This is a genomic window from Acidovorax sp. ACV02 (genome assembly GCF_014851475.1).
GTDB classification, from domain to species: Bacteria; Pseudomonadota; Gammaproteobacteria; order Burkholderiales; family Burkholderiaceae_C; genus Acidovorax; species Acidovorax delafieldii.
Window position 1 is genome coordinate 100,998 of record NZ_JACUZU010000007.1, and the last position, 15,981, is coordinate 116,978.

General features: G+C 64.3%; 15 protein-coding genes. 9 read left to right on the plus strand and 6 right to left on the minus strand.

What is annotated here, in order from left to right; all coding sequences use genetic code 11:
• Window positions 1-20: 20 nt before the first annotated feature.
• From IB236_RS17275 to IB236_RS17285, 3 genes are all read right to left on the minus strand, one after another.
• Window positions 21-851: an ABC transporter permease gene (locus tag IB236_RS17275; RefSeq protein ID WP_121942545.1), complete on the minus strand. Its 831-nt coding sequence runs from the start codon at window positions 849-851 to the stop codon at window positions 21-23.
• 11 nt (window positions 852-862) lie between these two features.
• Window positions 863-1,984, minus strand: coding sequence for a glycosyltransferase family 1 protein (locus IB236_RS17280; protein WP_192421568.1), 1,122 nt, complete (start codon window positions 1,982-1,984; stop codon window positions 863-865).
• 534 nt (window positions 1,985-2,518) lie between these two features.
• Entirely contained in the window at window positions 2,519-2,761 is a 243-nt protein-coding gene (locus tag IB236_RS17285) for a TIGR04438 family Trp-rich protein (protein WP_056064444.1), read from the minus strand.
• A 115-nt stretch (window positions 2,762-2,876) separates the two neighbouring features.
• Here IB236_RS17285 and IB236_RS17290 point away from each other — a divergent pair, with 115 nt between their 5' ends.
• Complete coding sequence (locus tag IB236_RS17290) at window positions 2,877-3,182, plus strand: c-type cytochrome (RefSeq protein ID WP_056064447.1); 306 nt, start codon at window positions 2,877-2,879, stop codon at window positions 3,180-3,182.
• Window positions 3,183-3,348: 166 nt separating this feature from the next.
• On the opposite strand, the gene IB236_RS17295 is transcribed toward IB236_RS17290, so the two are convergent.
• Window positions 3,349-3,822: a LapA family protein gene (locus tag IB236_RS17295; RefSeq protein WP_192421569.1), complete on the minus strand. Its 474-nt coding sequence runs from the start codon at window positions 3,820-3,822 to the stop codon at window positions 3,349-3,351.
• A 276-nt stretch (window positions 3,823-4,098) separates the two neighbouring features.
• The gene (gene acs / locus IB236_RS17300) at window positions 4,099-6,093 is read right to left on the minus strand and encodes an acetate--CoA ligase (RefSeq protein ID WP_192421570.1); all 1,995 of its coding nucleotides are present in this window, start codon (window positions 6,091-6,093) and stop codon (window positions 4,099-4,101) included.
• A 213-nt stretch (window positions 6,094-6,306) separates the two neighbouring features.
• On the opposite strand from acs, the gene IB236_RS17305 reads away from it, so the two are divergent.
• The 5 genes from IB236_RS17305 (at window position 6,307) to IB236_RS17325 (ending at window position 10,685) form a co-directional block, all read left to right on the plus strand.
• On the plus strand, window positions 6,307-6,906 hold the full coding sequence (locus tag IB236_RS17305) for a TIGR00645 family protein (RefSeq protein WP_192421571.1): 600 nt from the start codon (window positions 6,307-6,309) through the stop codon (window positions 6,904-6,906).
• Window positions 6,907-7,120: 214 nt separating this feature from the next.
• Window positions 7,121-8,020: an intradiol ring-cleavage dioxygenase gene (locus tag IB236_RS17310; protein ID WP_192421572.1), complete on the plus strand. Its 900-nt coding sequence runs from the start codon at window positions 7,121-7,123 to the stop codon at window positions 8,018-8,020.
• A 53-nt stretch (window positions 8,021-8,073) separates the two neighbouring features.
• Window positions 8,074-8,352, plus strand: coding sequence for a hypothetical protein (locus IB236_RS17315; protein WP_192421573.1), 279 nt, complete (start codon window positions 8,074-8,076; stop codon window positions 8,350-8,352).
• A gap of 6 nt (window positions 8,353-8,358) precedes the next feature.
• Complete coding sequence (locus tag IB236_RS17320) at window positions 8,359-9,978, plus strand: ATP-binding protein (RefSeq protein ID WP_192421574.1); 1,620 nt, start codon at window positions 8,359-8,361, stop codon at window positions 9,976-9,978.
• Entirely contained in the window at window positions 9,975-10,685 is a 711-nt protein-coding gene (locus tag IB236_RS17325; RefSeq protein ID WP_192421575.1) for a response regulator, read from the plus strand. The genes IB236_RS17320 and IB236_RS17325 overlap by 4 nt, the downstream gene beginning before the upstream one ends.
• 132 nt (window positions 10,686-10,817) lie before the next feature.
• On the opposite strand, the gene fumC is transcribed toward IB236_RS17325, so the two are convergent.
• Complete coding sequence (gene fumC / locus IB236_RS17330) at window positions 10,818-12,227, minus strand: class II fumarate hydratase (RefSeq protein ID WP_192421576.1); 1,410 nt, start codon at window positions 12,225-12,227, stop codon at window positions 10,818-10,820.
• A 170-nt stretch (window positions 12,228-12,397) separates the two neighbouring features.
• Between fumC and IB236_RS17335 the strand changes: the two genes are divergently transcribed.
• The 3 genes from IB236_RS17335 (at window position 12,398) to murI (ending at window position 15,896) form a co-directional block, all read left to right on the plus strand.
• Window positions 12,398-13,966 carry a fumarate hydratase gene (locus IB236_RS17335; protein WP_056747127.1) on the plus strand — a complete coding sequence of 523 codons (1,569 nt, stop codon included), beginning with the start codon at window positions 12,398-12,400 and terminating at the stop codon, window positions 13,964-13,966.
• A gap of 174 nt (window positions 13,967-14,140) precedes the next feature.
• Window positions 14,141-14,842 (plus strand): DUF6882 domain-containing protein, encoded by a 702-nt coding sequence (locus IB236_RS17340; protein WP_056747126.1) that lies wholly within the window; start codon window positions 14,141-14,143, stop codon window positions 14,840-14,842.
• Between the two features lie 163 nt (window positions 14,843-15,005).
• Window positions 15,006-15,896, plus strand: coding sequence for a glutamate racemase (gene murI, locus IB236_RS17345; protein WP_192421798.1), 891 nt, complete (start codon window positions 15,006-15,008; stop codon window positions 15,894-15,896).
• Window positions 15,897-15,981 lie beyond the last annotated feature (85 nt).

The window sequence follows — 15,981 nt, forward strand, 5'->3', positions numbered from 1 at the left end:
ATGCTGCAAGGGAACGGGGATTACAACCAGTACACAATCCGCCGACGGATCGCCACGTATTGCCAGAAGAAAATCAAGGCCAGCAGCAGAATCACCCCCAACGCGGCGCCCCAGCTGCTGGGACTTGGGACGGATCCCATGAGGGGGCTACGCATCAGCTCCAGAAACAGCGCCAAAGGGTTGAGATGCACCACCCACTGTGCGCGCTCAGTCAGCTGGTCGGGCACCCACAGAACAGGTGTCACAAAAAAGCTCACCTGCATCAGGCTGCCGAGCGCTACCGTCACATCACGAAAACGAGCCGCCAATCCCCCAAGGATGGCGACGGTGAAAGTGGCTGCCAGCAGAGTCATCAAGGAGGCTCCCAGCAATGCTCCCCACTGCACGTCCCCTAAGCGTCCCGCCCACAACAACACTGCAAGCACAATCACTGCACTGTGCAGCATCAAGATGGTGCATCGGAACACGGTGCGAAAGACAAAGGCCATCTTCGGGTAGGGCGTCTGCTTCAGGAAGGCATCCGACGCGATGTACGTTAGAGCGCCTTCATTGATCAGGGCGCTGAAATACCCGAACAGCACATGCCCCGCACAGAAATATGGCAGGTACCAGTCAGCCGGATACTTGAAAAGCTGCGCGCCAATCAAGCCGAATGCCACGATGAAGAGGGCCGTATTGAACGTAATCCACACTGGCCCCAGAAACGTCCGCCGATACTGCTTGGCAACATCATTCCAGCCCATGAAACACCAAAAGCGCCAAGCCAACATGGCATTCCAGACATCTCGCCCAAGCAGTTGAATCTGTCGCTGGCGCGTAGATACATTAGGTGTTGTAGTGTGTTTTGTCATCACAGAAAAACTTAAATCATCGACTCATAGACCTGCAGAGTCTTTTGAGCGCACGCTTGCCAGGTAAATCCACGCACCCTGTCACGCCCGCGAGCTCGCAATTGGCCTGCGAGTGCAGAATCTTCAATAATTCGGCACATCGCGTCTGATAGCTCATCGATACGAAGTGGGTCGATCAGGAGCGCCGCATCACCTGCGACTTCCGGAATGGAGGTTGTATTGGAAGCCACCACAGGCACGCCTGCTGCGAAGGCCTCCAGCACTGGCAAGCCAAATCCTTCATGCAATGACGGAAACACCAACGCCGTCGCACGCTTTATGACTACCTGAAGCTCGGTGTCTGGCAGATGCCCCAGCCATCTAACATGCTTCAGCTGTCCGCTGGAAAGGCGTCCCACGACGTCCTCACACCCCCAGCCGGGTTTGCCGACGACGATCAGTGGACACGCCCTCTGCACGTGCTCCGGGAGGCTGGCGTGGGCAGACAAGAGTCGTCCGATATTCTTGCGCGGCTGCAACGTGCCCACACTCACCAAATAGCTTTCTGGTAGCGAATGCCGAGCCCGCACAGCAGCCCCCTGGGCAGCATCGACAGGCTTCAGCCATTGAGCCCCCACGCCCAACGGGATTGCAGTGATTCGCTCCTCCGGAATGCCAAAGTGGGTCGCAATTTCTTGTCGGGAATAGTCGGATATGGTGATGACATGCTGCGCCCACAACGCAGTCCGCCGCCACAGTTCGTTCTTTAAGCTCTTCAAACGGTATCGCACCCATTCCGGATGGGACAGCGGTATGGCATCGAAAATCGTGGCTACAGTGGGTACACCTCGCAAACGAGGGACGAGATGGTCTGTGGCATGTATCAGATCCACGCCAGTGCCCACCGCACGGCGTGCGTGGGCAAAGTCCATCCACGGCAACATGGCAGCCAGCGCTTGGTAACGAAACGAACCAAAGGACAGCGGAGCCGTTACGCCAGTCCAACTGCTTTCAGGAAGATCGAAAAGATAGGGCGTCAGTTGGGCAGATTGAGGCATAGCAGCCATCAATTCGCGGGTGTAGGTACCAATCCCGTCTACCCCACCCTGCTGCATACATCGCGCCAATACGCTTACACCAAAAGCAACCTTCATCAGACTCTCTTTCTTAACCCCAACAGAACAAACCGCATACGACTACGGTTCACAGTGAGACGAAGCGCCACTGATCGATTTTTTTCCATGTGCTTTATCTGGTCAGATACTCCTTTTCAAGCCTTCAAGGAATACGCAAAAGACCAGACGGATACGCGGCCTGCGCCGCGAAGAGCGCACCAGCGCCAGTAGGCTCACCGCTCTAGTTTGTCCAAGGAATTTCGCTCGACGAAGGATCGCTGATACCTGGATACTCAGAGGAGAGACTCCAGGCTACCTAACCAGCTCGCAGATGCTGCAGGTCAATTGCAGACCCATGTGTGATTCAAAATTGCCTGACGCTAACCCAGTCCCCAGCAAAGAGTAACACTCACGCTAGCGACGCGAGATTGCCGAGCGTTCGACAAGCCAGTAAAGAACGGCGAACATTCGCTAACTGGGCAACAGCCGACTGACTAGCTAACGATGGACGAAGGTTAAATCGCCCTTGGCGGTGAACTTCTCACGGAAAACTGCTGCCAAGGCGTGATGGCTTCAGCGCGGCTTGCGCGGCTGAATGCCCAGTGCTTCCTTGTGTTTGTTGATGCGGTCCTTCTTGCGCTGATCCATCTTTTCCATGGCCTTGCGCTTGGTGTAGCCGGTGGAATCAGCCCAAGCCCACCACAGCGCTGTGGCCGCGAAGGGCGCCAGCACCCACCACCACGACCACGTGGCCACGGGGCCGATCTCGAAATATTTCAGTGCCAGCATGAGAAGGGACAGACCCAGCAGATACATCGCTCTCTCCAAAGAATGCCGCGAAAAGCGGGATTGACCAGGGACAACTGCGTGTCAACCCAAGTCACTACAATCGCATTAAAAGCACTGTAACTCAACCACAGGAATTCCCACCATGAAGCGTTCCCTGATCACACTCGCCTTGACGCTGTCGGTTGCGGCACCCGCGATGGCCGACCTGGCCTTGGCCACCTCCAAGAACTGCATGGCTTGCCACGCAGTGGACAAGAAACTGGTGGGGCCTGCCTACAAGGACGTAGCAGCCAAATACGCTGGTCAGAAGGACGCCGTGGACAAGCTGGCCGCCAAGATCGTCAAGGGTGGCTCTGGCGTGTGGGGTCCAGTACCCATGCCCGCCAATGCGCAAGTGAATGACGCCGAAGCGAAGAAGCTGGCTGCCTGGGTGCTGACGCAAAAGTAATTTGCCGCCCTTGTAGTGGCCGCGGGTTCTACCGCCCCGGCCCCAGCAAAAAGCCGCGCACGATCAGTGACGCGGCTTTTTTTATGCCTGCGGACGACGCCCGTTTGACCCCTGAGTTCGCAGACCGTACCTGCGCCTTCCAGGACATCACCCACAGGATAGGGCCCTACACGATGGGGGTCACCAGCGAATTGCGGGAGCGCAGCTGCTGCTCCAGCTGGCCCACATAGGCCGCCGTGGTGTTGTCTGACTCCTCAGCCCGGGCAGCCAGGCGGGCTTCCAGGTGGTCCAGCCGCGCCAGAACCGCTGCATGGGCCTGACTGTGCTGGATTTCAAGGAATGTACGCAGCTCCGTGAAGCGGGACGCCTCGGCCTTGTCAGCCAGCTCGCGCTGGGCCTGCATCTCTTTGGTGTGGCGGCGGGTTTCGAGCAGTACCGAGCCCTGCAGCGACAACACGTAGGCCACGAAGAAGATGCCCAACAAGACGGTAAGCGCCAGCATGAGCAACCCGAGCGGCGCTTCAAATGACACCACCCCCAGCGATACCAGGGAAGGGGCGGCCAGCGCAGGCCAGTTCAATGCAGCCAGCGCAGCAATCACCAGCACCGTCAACAGCAAAACGATGGAACGCAAGTGCATGGGAAATCTCCGGTCAGCAGCGCCCGGCCAGGGTGGCCGGTCACGCCATGCTGCCGTTGTAACGCATACACGGGCAATTGCTGCCAGCGCAGGAGTGATTGGAGATCACGTCCTACAACGCGCGCTGCGGGCCCGCCGGGTGAGCGGGCCCGCTGCTTCGATCACGTACCGGGGTGATCAACGGGTTTTGTGGCCACGTCACATCGCTAAGGGATATGAGTGTCCCCAGACCCGGCAAGCGCTGCGCGTTGGCGCCGTTTCACGGCGCCTTCTGGATCAGTTGGTCTGGGCCAACTGATCCAGAATTGCCGGATTCTCCAGCGTGCTGGTGTCTTGGGTGATGGCCTCGCCCTTGGCGATGCTGCGCAGCAGGCGGCGCATGATCTTGCCGCTGCGGGTCTTGGGCAGGTTGTCGCCAAAGCGAATATCTTTGGGCTTGGCAATGGGGCCAATCTCCTTGGCCACCCAGTTGCGCAGCTCGTTGGCGATCTGCTTGGCCTCTTCGCCCGTGGGGCGCGAGCGCTTGAGCACCACAAACGCACAAATGGCTTCGCCGGTCACGTCGTCAGGGCGGCCCACCACGGCGGCCTCGGCCACCAGATCGGTCTTGGCGACCAGGGCGGATTCGATCTCCATCGTGCCCATGCGGTGACCGGACACGTTCAGCACGTCGTCGATGCGGCCGGTGATGCGGAAGTAGCCCCGGTCGGCACTGCGCACCGCGCCGTCGCCGGCCAGGTAGTAGCCCTTGAGTTCTTCGGGGAAGTAGCTCTTCTTGAAACGCTCGGGGTCGTTCCAGATGGTGCGGATCATGCTGGGCCAGGGGCGCTTGATGACCAGGATGCCACCGGCGCCGTTGGGTACGTCGTTGCCCATTTCGTCCACGATGGCTGCGGTGATGCCGGGCAAAGGCAGCGTGCAGCTTCCGGGCACCAGCGGCGTGGCGCCGGGCAGCGGGGTGATGACATGGCCGCCGGTTTCGGTCTGCCAGAAGGTGTCCACGATGGGGCAGCGTTCGCCGCCCACGTTCTTGTGGTACCACATCCAGGCTTCGGGGTTGATGGGCTCGCCCACGCTACCCAGGATGCGCAGGCTCGACAGGTCAGAGCGCGCGGGGTGTACCGCCTCGTCAGCCTCGGCCGCCTTGATGAGCGAGCGGATGGCGGTGGGGGCGGTGTAGAAGATCGTGCACTTGTGGCGCTCGATCATCTGCCAGAAGCGGCCTGCGTTCGGGAAGGTGGGGATGCCTTCAAAAATGATCTGCGTGGCGCCTGCAGCCAGTGGGCCATAGGCGACGTAGGTGTGGCCCGTGATCCAGCCGATGTCGGCCGTGCACCAGAACACGTCGTCGGCGCGCAGGTCAAACGTCCAGTCCATCGTCATCTTGGCCCACAGCAGGTAGCCGCCGGTGCTGTGCTGCACGCCCTTGGGCTTGCCGGTGGAGCCGCTGGTATAGAGGATGAACAAAGGGTGCTCGGCGCCCACGGCCACCGGTGCGCATTCGGTGCTTTGCCCCGCCAGTGCCTCGGCAAAGGTCTTGTCGCGCCCGGCCACCATGTTGCAGGCCGTGGCTGTGCGCTGATAGACAAACACATTGCGGATGGTGTCGCAGCCGCCCATGGCCAGGGCTTCATCGATGATGGACTTGAGCGGCAGCTCCTTGCCACCACGCATCTGGTAGTTGGCGGTGATGACGGCCACGGCACCGGCATCGATGATGCGCTCGTGCACGGCCTTGGCGCTAAAGCCGCCAAACACCACGCTGTGCGTGGCGCCAATGCGGGCGCAGGCCTGCATGGCGATCACGCCCTCAATGGTCATGGGCATGTAGATAAGCACGCGGTCGCCCTTGGTCACGCCATGGGCCTTGAGCGCGTTGGCAAACTGGCTCACGCGGGCCAGCAGTTCCTTGTAGGTGATCTTGGTGACGGTACCATCGTCCGCTTCAAAGATGATGGCCGTCTTGTTCTCGGTGGCGGTGCCGATGTGGCGGTCCAGGCAGTTGGCCGAGGCATTGAGTTCGCCATCGGCAAACCACTGGAAGAACGGCGCGTTGGACTCGTCCAGCGTGCGGGTGAAAGGCTTGGTCCACTGCAGATTGCCACGTGCCTGGCGCGCCCAGAAGCCCTCGAAGTCCTTCTCGGCCTCGGCACACAGTGCGTCATACCCAGCCATGCCCGACACGCGCGCGGCTTTGACGATGGCGTCCGAGGGCGGGAACACGCGGTTCTCAACCAGCACGGACTCGATGGCGGATGTGGGCGCACTCATGGTGTTGTCTCCTGGATCTAATGGGAATTGGAATTGGGCGGTACTGTCGGGCGCGGCACTTACAGGCCACTGACTGGCGCGAAGCTTACAGAGTACGCCATTGCGGCCCGCCTGTCGCCAAGGGCCGAGCCACCGGCTGCGCAGACCCACCTGCCACCGCAGGGACATGCTGCCCCCCTAAAATCGCGCCTCCTGCAACCCTTTGCGAGTGCCATGTCCTCTCCCCAACACAAGCCCCCAGCGCCACTGCGCCCCCTGCCTTCCATGATCTTCGCCAGCCGGTGGCTGCAACTGCCCCTGTATCTGGGCCTGATCCTGGCGCAGGCGGTGTATGTGTTCCATTTCTGGGTGGAACTGGTGCACCTGATCGAAGCCGCGTTTGGCAACACGGCGGCCCTGCAGAGCCTGGTGTCCAGCATTGGCTACAAGAGTGATTTCCAGGTCACCGCGCTCAACGAGACCATCATCATGCTGGTGGTGCTGGCGCTGATCGACGTGGTGATGATCTCCAACCTGCTGATCATGGTGATCGTGGGTGGCTACGAGACCTTTGTCTCGCGCCTGCACCTCGAAGACCACCCCGACCAGCCAGAGTGGCTGAGCCATGTGAACGCCTCGGTGCTCAAGGTCAAGCTGGCCACCGCCATCATCGGCATCAGCTCCATCCACCTGCTCAAGACCTTCATCAACGCCGCCAACTACGACCTCAAGGTGCTGATGTGGCAGACCATCATCCATGTGGTGTTCCTGCTCAGCGCCCTGGCGATTGCGCTGACCGACCGGCTGATGTCGCACTCGTCCGACAAGCACTGAGCACTGCACTGGCTCCTGGGCCCCCAGCACCGCTGCGGGAGCCCCGGGCTCAAAAAATTCAGTCAAAAAATGCCGTTAGCGCCGGCTGCATATGCACCGGCAGCTATCAAATTCGAAGTAAACACACCGTCAGCATACGGCGCCAGGGGCGCTCCCAGATTTCTCCTCAATCGGTAGGCACAGTGCGGTGCAGCCCCATCCGAAGGAGAAATTCATGCCCCCTCTGTCCCCAACCACCGCTACCGCATCGGCACCCGCCGAGACCGCTGCCACCTCCAAAAACACGGCCACCAGCCGCCGCCTGGCACTCAGTGCCCTGGGCTCCCTGGGCGTCGCCACCCTGTGGGGCTGCGGCGGCGGCAGTGACAGCATCAGCACCGACTCTGGCAGCAGCACGGACTCCGGGTCAGGCACTGGCAGCGGTACCGGATCGGGCACTGGCACCGGAACAGGCACCGGCACAACCACCACCTGCTCCGTCGTCCCCGAGGAAACCGCAGGGCCATACCCTGCCGACGGCTCCACGGCCAGCAACAACACCTACAACGTGCTCGCGCTCAGCGGCATCGTGCGCTCGGACATCCGCAGTTCAGTGGGATCGTCCACCCAGGTCAGCGGCGTGCCGCTGTCCATCACCATCACGCTGACGAACACCAGTGCCAGCTGCGCGGCGCTGTCGGGCTACGCCATCTACCTGTGGCACTGCACGCAAGACGGCAACTACTCGGTCTACACCTCCAACAACATCGCCGACAACTACCTGCGCGGCGTGCAGGCCACGGACGCCAACGGCACCGTGACCTTCACCACCATCGTGCCGGGCTGCTATGCGGGCCGCATGCCGCACATGCACCTGGAGATCTACCCCACGCTGGCATCGGCCACCAAGGCCGCCAACAAGATCAAGACCACGCAACTGGCCTTCCCCACCGCACTGCTCAGCAGCATCTACAGCAGCAATTCGGGCTACAGCGCCAGCGTGCGCAACCTGGCCTCCATGTCGTTTGCCACGGACAACGTCTTCAGCGATGGCACCACGCTGGAGATGACCACCATGCAGGCCAACACCGGCGGCGGCTACTCGGCCAGCATCACGATCTCGATCGCGGTCTGAGCGCCTCGTTTCTTCCATTCACCCTGTTGTTTCGATCACCAGAAAGACGCCCGATGTTCAAGATCCACACCCTTTTGGCCGCACTGGCCCTGGCATCCATCACCGCAGCATTCCCCAGCCACGCCCAGCCATCCCGCGGCACGCCGCCCGCCCCGCCACCCGAGGCCTACGCCGCCTGCAAGGGCAAGACCGAAGGCGCCTCCGTCACGCTGACCATGCCCGACGGCAAGAGCCTCGCAGGCACTTGCCGCACAATGGACGGCACCCTGGTGGCCATGCCCGCTGGCGGGCCTGGTGGCCCCGGCGCAGGTGGCCCGCCCCCCGCCCGCTGACCCACCATGCCGCCCCTGCGCTCCCTCGTCCCCGTGCCCCATCTGACGCTGCACCGCAAAGCCTTCATCGCCCTGGCCGCCCTGCTGCTGGCGCTGTTGCTGATCTTTGTGGGGTTCTCGCGCCTTGGCCTGCAGCGGGGCCTGGGGCCGTATGTGGCCGAGATCGAGCTGGCCCGCATGGACTGGCTGGCCGAGCGCCTGCAGGCCCACCACACCCAGGCAGGCGGCTGGGACAGCCTGCGCGGGCAGTCGTCCCTGTGGGGACGGCTGACCCACCCGGGCGGCGGTCCACGCGGGCCGGGTGGCGCCCGCCCCCCCAGCGGCTCGCCGCCCGGCCTACCGTCGGAGCCTCCTGGCACGGCCCCCCCTCCTTCCAATGCCAGTGACAGTGGCCGTGGCGCTGACCTTGGCAACAGCCCGCCCCCACCTCCACCCGGCGACCTGCGGCCCCTGGACCGGGGCCCAGCGCCACCCCAGCGCCACCCGGATGACATCTACCCCCGCCTGGGCCTGCTCGATGCACAAGATCAGCTGGTCGCAGGCACACCGCCCCAGCCGGGGGGCGCACGCCTGGCGTTGCGTGGCGCCGGCGGCCAGACCATCGGGCACCTGGTGCTGGCGCCCCCGCAAGGCGTGCGCAGCGAGGCCGACCAGGCCTTTCTGGCTCAGCACCTGGGCTTTGTGGCGTGGACAGGCCTGGTCGGCCTGGCGCTGGCGCTGATCCTGTCGGGCTGGCTGGCACGGCGCTGGCTGGCCCCGGTCGAGGCCCTGGCCACCGGCGCACGCGGCATTGCGCAGGGCCACCTGCACACCCGCGTGCCCGTGCACGGCAATGACGAACTGGCCCAGCTGGCCCGCACCTTCAACACCATGGCCGAACAACTGGGCAGCATCGAAGCCAGCCGCCGCCAATGGCTGGGCGACGTGGCCCACGAGCTGCGCACGCCCCTGGCCGCCATGCGCGCCGAGATCGAGGCCGTGCAGGATGGCATCCGCCCCTTTGACGACAAGACCGCGCTGCGCCTGCACCGGCAGGTGATGCGCCTGATCCAGCTGGTGGGCGACCTGCGCGCCAGCCTGGATGCGGTGGGCACCAGCGCACCCTCGGCCCAGGTGCCCGTGCACCCGCTGTCGCTGCTGAACGAAGCGCTGGCCTCCATGCGCCCCCGCCTGGCGCAGGCGGGCATCGATGTGGACACCAGCGGCCTGGATGCCCTGGCCGCACCAGGCGCCGCCCAGCCGGCCCCCCTGGTGCGCGGCGACGCGCAGCAGCTGCACCAGGTGTTTTTGAACCTGCTGGAAAACAGCCTGCGCTACACCGACGCGGGCGGCCTGCTGCGCATTGCGGCGCGCCTGCTGCCACCGGCCGATGGAGCCCCTCAGCTGCAGGTGCAGCTGGACGACAGCGCGCCCGGCGTGCCCGCGCACGAGCTGCCCCGTATCTTTGAGCGCCTGTACCGCGCAGAAACCTCGCGCAACCGCGACCACGGCGGATCAGGCCTGGGCCTGGCAATCTGCCGCGCCATCGTGCTCGCCCACGGCGGCACGCTGACGGCCGAGGCCTCGCCCCTGGGCGGGCTGCGCATCACACTGATCTTGCCCCTTCTGGACAACCCGGCACCATGAGCCCACGCATCCTTGTCGTCGAAGACGAACCCGACATCGCCGCCATCGTGGTGGATTACCTGCGCCACGCGGGCTATGCGGTGGAGCACCAGGCCGAGGGCCGCGCCGCGCTGGCGAGCATGCTAACCACGCCGCCCGACCTCACGCTGCTGGACATCATGCTGCCCGGCATCGACGGGCTGGAGATATTGCGCCAGGCGCGGCGCCACACGCAGCACCCCATCATCATGCTCACCGCCTGGGTAGAAGAGGTGGACCGCCTCATCGGACTGGAGCTGGGCGCCGACGACTACATCTGCAAGCCGTTTTCGCCGCGCGAGGTGGTGGCCCGCGTCAAGGCCGTGCTGCGCCGCACCGCTGCAGCGCAGGAGGCTTCCTCCGCCAGCACACCACTTGCCGCCTTGATGCTGGACGAGTCGCACTGGCAGGCCACGCTACATGGCACGCCGCTGGGCCTCACGCGGCGCGAGTTCAAATTGCTGCAGGTGCTGGCGCGCCAGAAGGGGCGCATCTTCTCGCGGGCCCAGCTGCTGGACCAGGCCTATGACGACACGCTGGATGTGAACGAACGCGCCATCGACAGCCACATCAAGAACCTGCGCAAGAAGCTCAAAGCCGCCAGCACGGACGGCAGCGACTGGATCCGCTCGGTGTATGGCGTGGGCTTTGCGCTGGACCCGAACCACGAGGGCCCGCCAGCGGCCTGACGGGCAGGCTGCCAGCGACACCCCCGGGGCCGACAACTATCAATTTAATAGCTACTCAGGCATGTAGCACTAGCGCTACCGGTGCATTTGGCTCAAAAACGCCACGATACCCCCCCAAACAGCCCTGCAGACTCAGCGCCCCACCATCTGCGCAGGCACCACCCACTGGTCAAACTGCTCGCCCGTCACATGCCCCGAGGCCACGGCGGCGGCGCGCAGGCTGGTGCCCTCCTTGTGCGCCTTCTTGGCAATGAAGGCGGCCTTGTCGTAGCCGATGTGGGGGTTGAGTGCCGTCACCAGCATCAGCGACTGCTCCACCAGGTCGTTGATGCGCGCCTGGTTGGGCTCGATGCCCACGGCGCAGTGCTCGTTGAAGCTGGCCATGCCATCGGCCAGCAAGCGCACGCTCTGCAAGAAGTTGTGGATCACCATCGGGCGGAACACGTTCAGCTCGAAGTTGCCCGAGGCCCCGCCGATGTTGATGGCCACGTCGTTGCCCAGCACCTGCGCGCACAGCATGGTCAGCGCCTCGCACTGCGTGGGGTTGACCTTGCCCGGCATGATGGACGAGCCCGGCTCGTTCTCAGGGATGGTGATCTCGCCCAGCCCGCTGCGTGGGCCGCTGGCCAGCCAGCGCACGTCGTTGGCAATCTTCATCAGGCTGGCCGCCAGGGTCTTGAGCGCGCCATGGGCATGCACCAGCGCATCGCAGCTGGCCAGGGCCTCGAACTTGTTGGGGGCGGTGACCAGCGGCAGGCCGGTCAGGTCGGCCAATTCCTTGGCCACGGCCTGCGCATAACCGGCGGGGGCATTGAGCCCGGTGCCCACGGCCGTGCCTCCCAGCGCCAGTTCGCCCAGGTGGGGCAGCGCGGCACGCACATGCTGCTCGCCATGCTGCAGTTGCGCCACCCAGCCCGAGATCTCCTGGCCCAGCGTGAGCGGCGTGGCGTCCTGCAGGTGGGTGCGGCCGATCTTCACGATGCCGTCAAACGCCTTGGCCTTGGCCGCCAGTGTGGTGCGCAGGCCGTGCAGCGCGGGCAGCAGGCGGTGCATCAGTGCGTCCACCGCCGCCAGATGCATGGCTGTGGGGAACACGTCGTTGCTCGACTGGCTCTTGTTCACCTCGTCGTTGGGGTGCACCAGCCGCGCTTCGCCGCGCGGGCCACCCAGCAGCTCGCTCGCCCGGTTGGCCAGCACCTCGTTCATGTTCATGTTGGTCTGCGTGCCCGATCCGGTCTGCCACACCACCAGCGGAAACTCCTGCAGGTGACCGCCTTCGATCACCTCGTCTGCCGCCGCCACGATGGCCGTGGTCTTGGGCGCGTCGAGCAGGCCTAGCGCGTTGTTCACATAGGCGCTGGCCCGCTTGACCTGGGCCAGCGCCCGGATCAGCTCCGGCGCCATGCGCTCGCCCGAGATGGCGAAGTGGTGCAGCGAGCGCTGTGTCTGCGCCCCCCACAGGCGCTGGGCAGGCACATCGATGGGGCCGAAGGTGTCTTTTTCGGTACGGTATGCGGTCGCGTCGGGGGTAGAGGTCTTCACGGTGGGGCCTTGCGCGCTCGGTGAGCGGATGGGAATGAATGAAACACCAGCCCGCAGCATACCCACCGAAGGCCATGGCGCGCTACCACCCCCCATCGCCCCTGACAGGCCCGCGCAAGCCCGCCGGGAGATAATTCGGGGTTCGCGTTTTCCCTAAAACCCCCACCGCCATGACCACGACGACCATTCGCCAAGAAGACCTGATCGAATCCATTGCCGGCGCACTGCAGTACATCAGCTACTACCACCCCACCGACTACATCGCCCACCTGGCCCGCGCCTACGAGCGCGAGAAGAGTCCGGCGGCCAAGGATGCGATCGCCCAGATCCTGACCAACAGCAAGATGAGCGCCACCGGCCAGCGCCCCATCTGCCAGGACACCGGCATCGTCAACGTGTTCCTGAAAGTGGGCATGGACGTGCGCTGGGAAGGCTTTACCGGCAGCCTGGACGACGCCATCAACGAAGGCGTGCGCCGGGGCTACAACCACCCCGACAACACGCTGCGCGCCTCGGTCGTGGCCGATCCGCAGTTCGCCCGCAAGAACACCAAGGACAACACCCCTGCCGTGATCTTCACCGAGATCGTGCCCGGCAACACCGTGGACATCACCGTGGCGGCCAAAGGCGGCGGCTCGGAGAACAAGTCCAAGATGTACATGCTCAACCCCGGCGACAACGTGGTGGACTGGGTGCTCAAGACCGTGCCCACCATGGGCGCTGGCTGGTGCCCGCCCGGCATGCTGGGCATCGGCATTGGCGGTACGGCCGAAAAGGCCGTGCTCATGGCCAAGGAAAGCCTGATGGACGACCTGGACATGTACGAACTGCAGGCCAAGGCCGAAGCCGCCAAGACCGGCGGCCCCGCGCTCGACAAGGTCGAAGAGCTGCGCCTGGAGCTGTTTGAAAAGGTCAATGCGCTGGGCATTGGCGCGCAAGGCCTGGGTGGCCTGACCACGGTGCTGGACGTCAAGATCAAGATGTACCCCACACACGCAGCCAGCAAGCCCATCGCCATGATCCCGAACTGCGCCGCCACACGCCACGCGCACTTCGTCATGGACGGCTCGGGCCCCGTGTACCTCACGCCCCCCAGCCTGGACCTGTGGCCCAACGTGAACTGGGCGCCCGACTACAACAAGAGCAAGAAGGTCAACCTGGACACGCTGACCAAGGTAGAAGTCGCCAGCTGGAAGCCCGGCGACACGCTGCTGCTCAACGGCAAGATGCTGACCGGCCGCGATGCTGCGCACAAGCGCATCCAGGACATGCTGGCCAAGGGCGAGAAGCTGCCTGTGGACTTCACCAACCGCGTCATCTACTACGTGGGCCCTGTGGACCCCGTCAAGGGCGAGGCCGTGGGCCCTGCAGGCCCCACCACCGCCACGCGCATGGACGGCTTCACCGAGATGATGCTGGCCCAGACCGGCCTGATCGCCATGGTGGGCAAGGCCGAGCGCGGCCCGGTCGCCATCGAGGCCATCAAGAAGCACCAGAGCGCCTACCTGATGGCCGTGGGCGGCGCCGCCTACCTGGTCTCCAAGGCCATCAAGACCGCCAAGGTCGTGGGCTTTGAAGACCTGGGCATGGAAGCCATCTACGAATTCGACGTGGTGGACATGCCCGTGACCGTGGCCGTGGACGCCGGTGGCACCAGCGCCCACATCACGGGCCCGGCCGAGTGGCAAAAGCGCATCGCCTCGGGCGAGTTCAAAGGCATCGGCGTCGCCGCCGCCTGATGCGCGTGGGTGTGGCAGGGCCCGCGAGGTGCCTGACACACCACAAGGTGCAATGACAAGGAACCGCCTTCGGGCGGTTTTTTTGTGACTGCCCCGACGCACATCCATGCATCCGGTTCGGCAAAAATACGGGCTCGACCCGACTCCTCTTCTTCGGCGTTTGCCGCCCCCACCATGCTTTTGAACCACGGGTTTGCACAGCCCCTTCGACAGCCCCTCTACGCCCTGCTGCTGACCACGCTGATCGGCGCCCTGCCCCTGTCCGCCAGTGCCAACCCGCCCATGGTTCCGCAGCGCGACGCACAGACCGCCTTTGGCGGTGCACTGCCTGCCCGCGACGCAGCGCTGCTGGACGCCAGCCTCGAATCCCACATCGAACGCCAACAGCTGCTGAACAGCCAGCACCTGGCGGGCAGCCAACTGCGCACGCTGGACTTTTTCCACAAGACCTTCACCGTGCTCCGTGGCGGCAAGCGCACGGTGTTCGATGCGGAGCTGCTGGGCACGTGGTGGCCCGAAAGCCGTCGCTGGGCATGGGAGGCCGTTGAACGCGTGCCCGACCTGAAAGACCCGAAGCGCCAATCGTTCGCCACGGGCAGTGCGCTCACGCGCCTGTATGGGCGCGAGCATGGCATCGACATCCTGCAGACCGATACCGCACAGTTGGCGAGCGAAGAGGCTGCCTGGTATCTGTGCGCGTTTGCCGCGCAACTCAACCAGGCCACCGGCGTGCTGGTGAGCATCGGCAGCGAGCTGGTCGCCGGGGGCCAAGAGGGTCAAAAGGCCGTGGTCAAACGCTACTACCTGCTGTCGCATCCGAAGGTCGCAGAAGCAACGCCCAGTGGCAACGGCAAGGCCAAAGCACCCGCGCGCTGATCGATCCGCCCCCCGTGCTCCATAGCGCCGCCGGTCATCGCCCAGCCCCGGGCTTGATCGCACAGCCAGAGTTTTGACCCACTCCGTAACAGAACGCAGCGCATACAGCCTGGAGCTGCGGTTTTCCTACAATCCAGCCTTTTGTCCAACCATGGGCTCCCTGATGCAGTCGGCCTCTTCTCCTATCGGTGTATTTGACAGCGGCGTCGGGGGGCTGAGCGTGCTGCGTGCCCTGCTGGCCGCCATGCCCCACGAGCGCTTTGTGTACCTGGCCGACAGCGGCCACGCCCCCTACGGCGAGCGTGGCGACGCCTATGTGGCCGCCCGCACCCATGCCATCACCCAGTACCTGTGCGAGCAGCACCACATCAAGGCCCTGGTGGTGGCGTGTAACACGGCCACTGCGGCTGCCATTCATGAAGTGCGAAGCAGCCACCCGGTGTTGCCCCTCGTGGGGCTGGAGCCGGCCGTCAAGCCCGCTCTTGCAGTGACGAAAACAGGGCACGTGGGTGTCATCGGCACCCGGGGCACATTGACCAGCGCCAAGTTCGGCAAGCTCATGGCCTCACTGGCTGACCAGGCCCACTTTGTAGTCCAGCCCTGCGATGGTCTGGCGCACGCCATCGAGCGCAGCGTGGCCCTGCCACCTGCCGCCCCCGGCAGTCCTGTCGGTGCCACGGAGACTGGCGCACTGTGCGAACGTTATCTTCAGGCGATGGGCAGTTTTGGCACAGGCCCCGGGCAGATGGACACCCTGGTGCTGGGCTGCACCCACTACATCTTTGTGGCCCACGAGTTGCGCGCACTGGTGGGGCCTGACGTCCAGTTCATTGAGACTGGAGAGCCCGTGGCGCGCCAGACGCGGCGGCTACTGGAGACCGCAGGCCTGCTCGCTGTGCCCGAGCCACCGAACCCGGGCAATCAACCGCCGCCCCTCCAGAGCAACCCATCGGTGCAATTGCTCACCACGGGCCCGGTGTCCATGCTGGAGGCAGCAGCCCAGCGGTGGCTGGACCTGCCCCCCAGCCAGTGCCGGAGCGTTTCAGTTCCTTGATTCAGCCTCTATCTGCTTCTGGCGCATGATCCATATGCGCCAGCCGCTATCATTTATGAAGCAACTGGGTTGGCGGCTCTGAGTC

Bases quoted from the DNA above. Each gene is read 5' to 3' on its own strand.
- IB236_RS17275 (WP_121942545.1), bottom strand. From the start codon at position 851: ATGACAAAACACACTACAACACCTAATGTATCTACGCGCCAGCGACAG.
- IB236_RS17280 (WP_192421568.1), bottom strand. From the start codon at position 1,984: ATGAAGGTTGCTTTTGGTGTAAGCGTATTGGCGCGATGTATGCAGCAG.
- IB236_RS17285 (WP_056064444.1), bottom strand. From the start codon at position 2,761: ATGTATCTGCTGGGTCTGTCCCTTCTCATGCTGGCACTGAAATATTTC.
- IB236_RS17290 (WP_056064447.1), top strand. From the start codon at position 2,877: ATGAAGCGTTCCCTGATCACACTCGCCTTGACGCTGTCGGTTGCGGCA.
- IB236_RS17295 (WP_192421569.1), bottom strand. From the start codon at position 3,822: ATGCACTTGCGTTCCATCGTTTTGCTGTTGACGGTGCTGGTGATTGCT.
- acs (WP_192421570.1), bottom strand. From the start codon at position 6,093: ATGAGTGCGCCCACATCCGCCATCGAGTCCGTGCTGGTTGAGAACCGC.
- IB236_RS17305 (WP_192421571.1), top strand. From the start codon at position 6,307: ATGTCCTCTCCCCAACACAAGCCCCCAGCGCCACTGCGCCCCCTGCCT.
- IB236_RS17310 (WP_192421572.1), top strand. From the start codon at position 7,121: ATGCCCCCTCTGTCCCCAACCACCGCTACCGCATCGGCACCCGCCGAG.
- IB236_RS17315 (WP_192421573.1), top strand. From the start codon at position 8,074: ATGTTCAAGATCCACACCCTTTTGGCCGCACTGGCCCTGGCATCCATC.
- IB236_RS17320 (WP_192421574.1), top strand. From the start codon at position 8,359: ATGCCGCCCCTGCGCTCCCTCGTCCCCGTGCCCCATCTGACGCTGCAC.
- IB236_RS17325 (WP_192421575.1), top strand. From the start codon at position 9,975: ATGAGCCCACGCATCCTTGTCGTCGAAGACGAACCCGACATCGCCGCC.
- IB236_RS17335 (WP_056747127.1), top strand. From the start codon at position 12,398: ATGACCACGACGACCATTCGCCAAGAAGACCTGATCGAATCCATTGCC.
- IB236_RS17340 (WP_056747126.1), top strand. From the start codon at position 14,141: ATGCTTTTGAACCACGGGTTTGCACAGCCCCTTCGACAGCCCCTCTAC.
- murI (WP_192421798.1), top strand. From the start codon at position 15,006: ATGCAGTCGGCCTCTTCTCCTATCGGTGTATTTGACAGCGGCGTCGGG.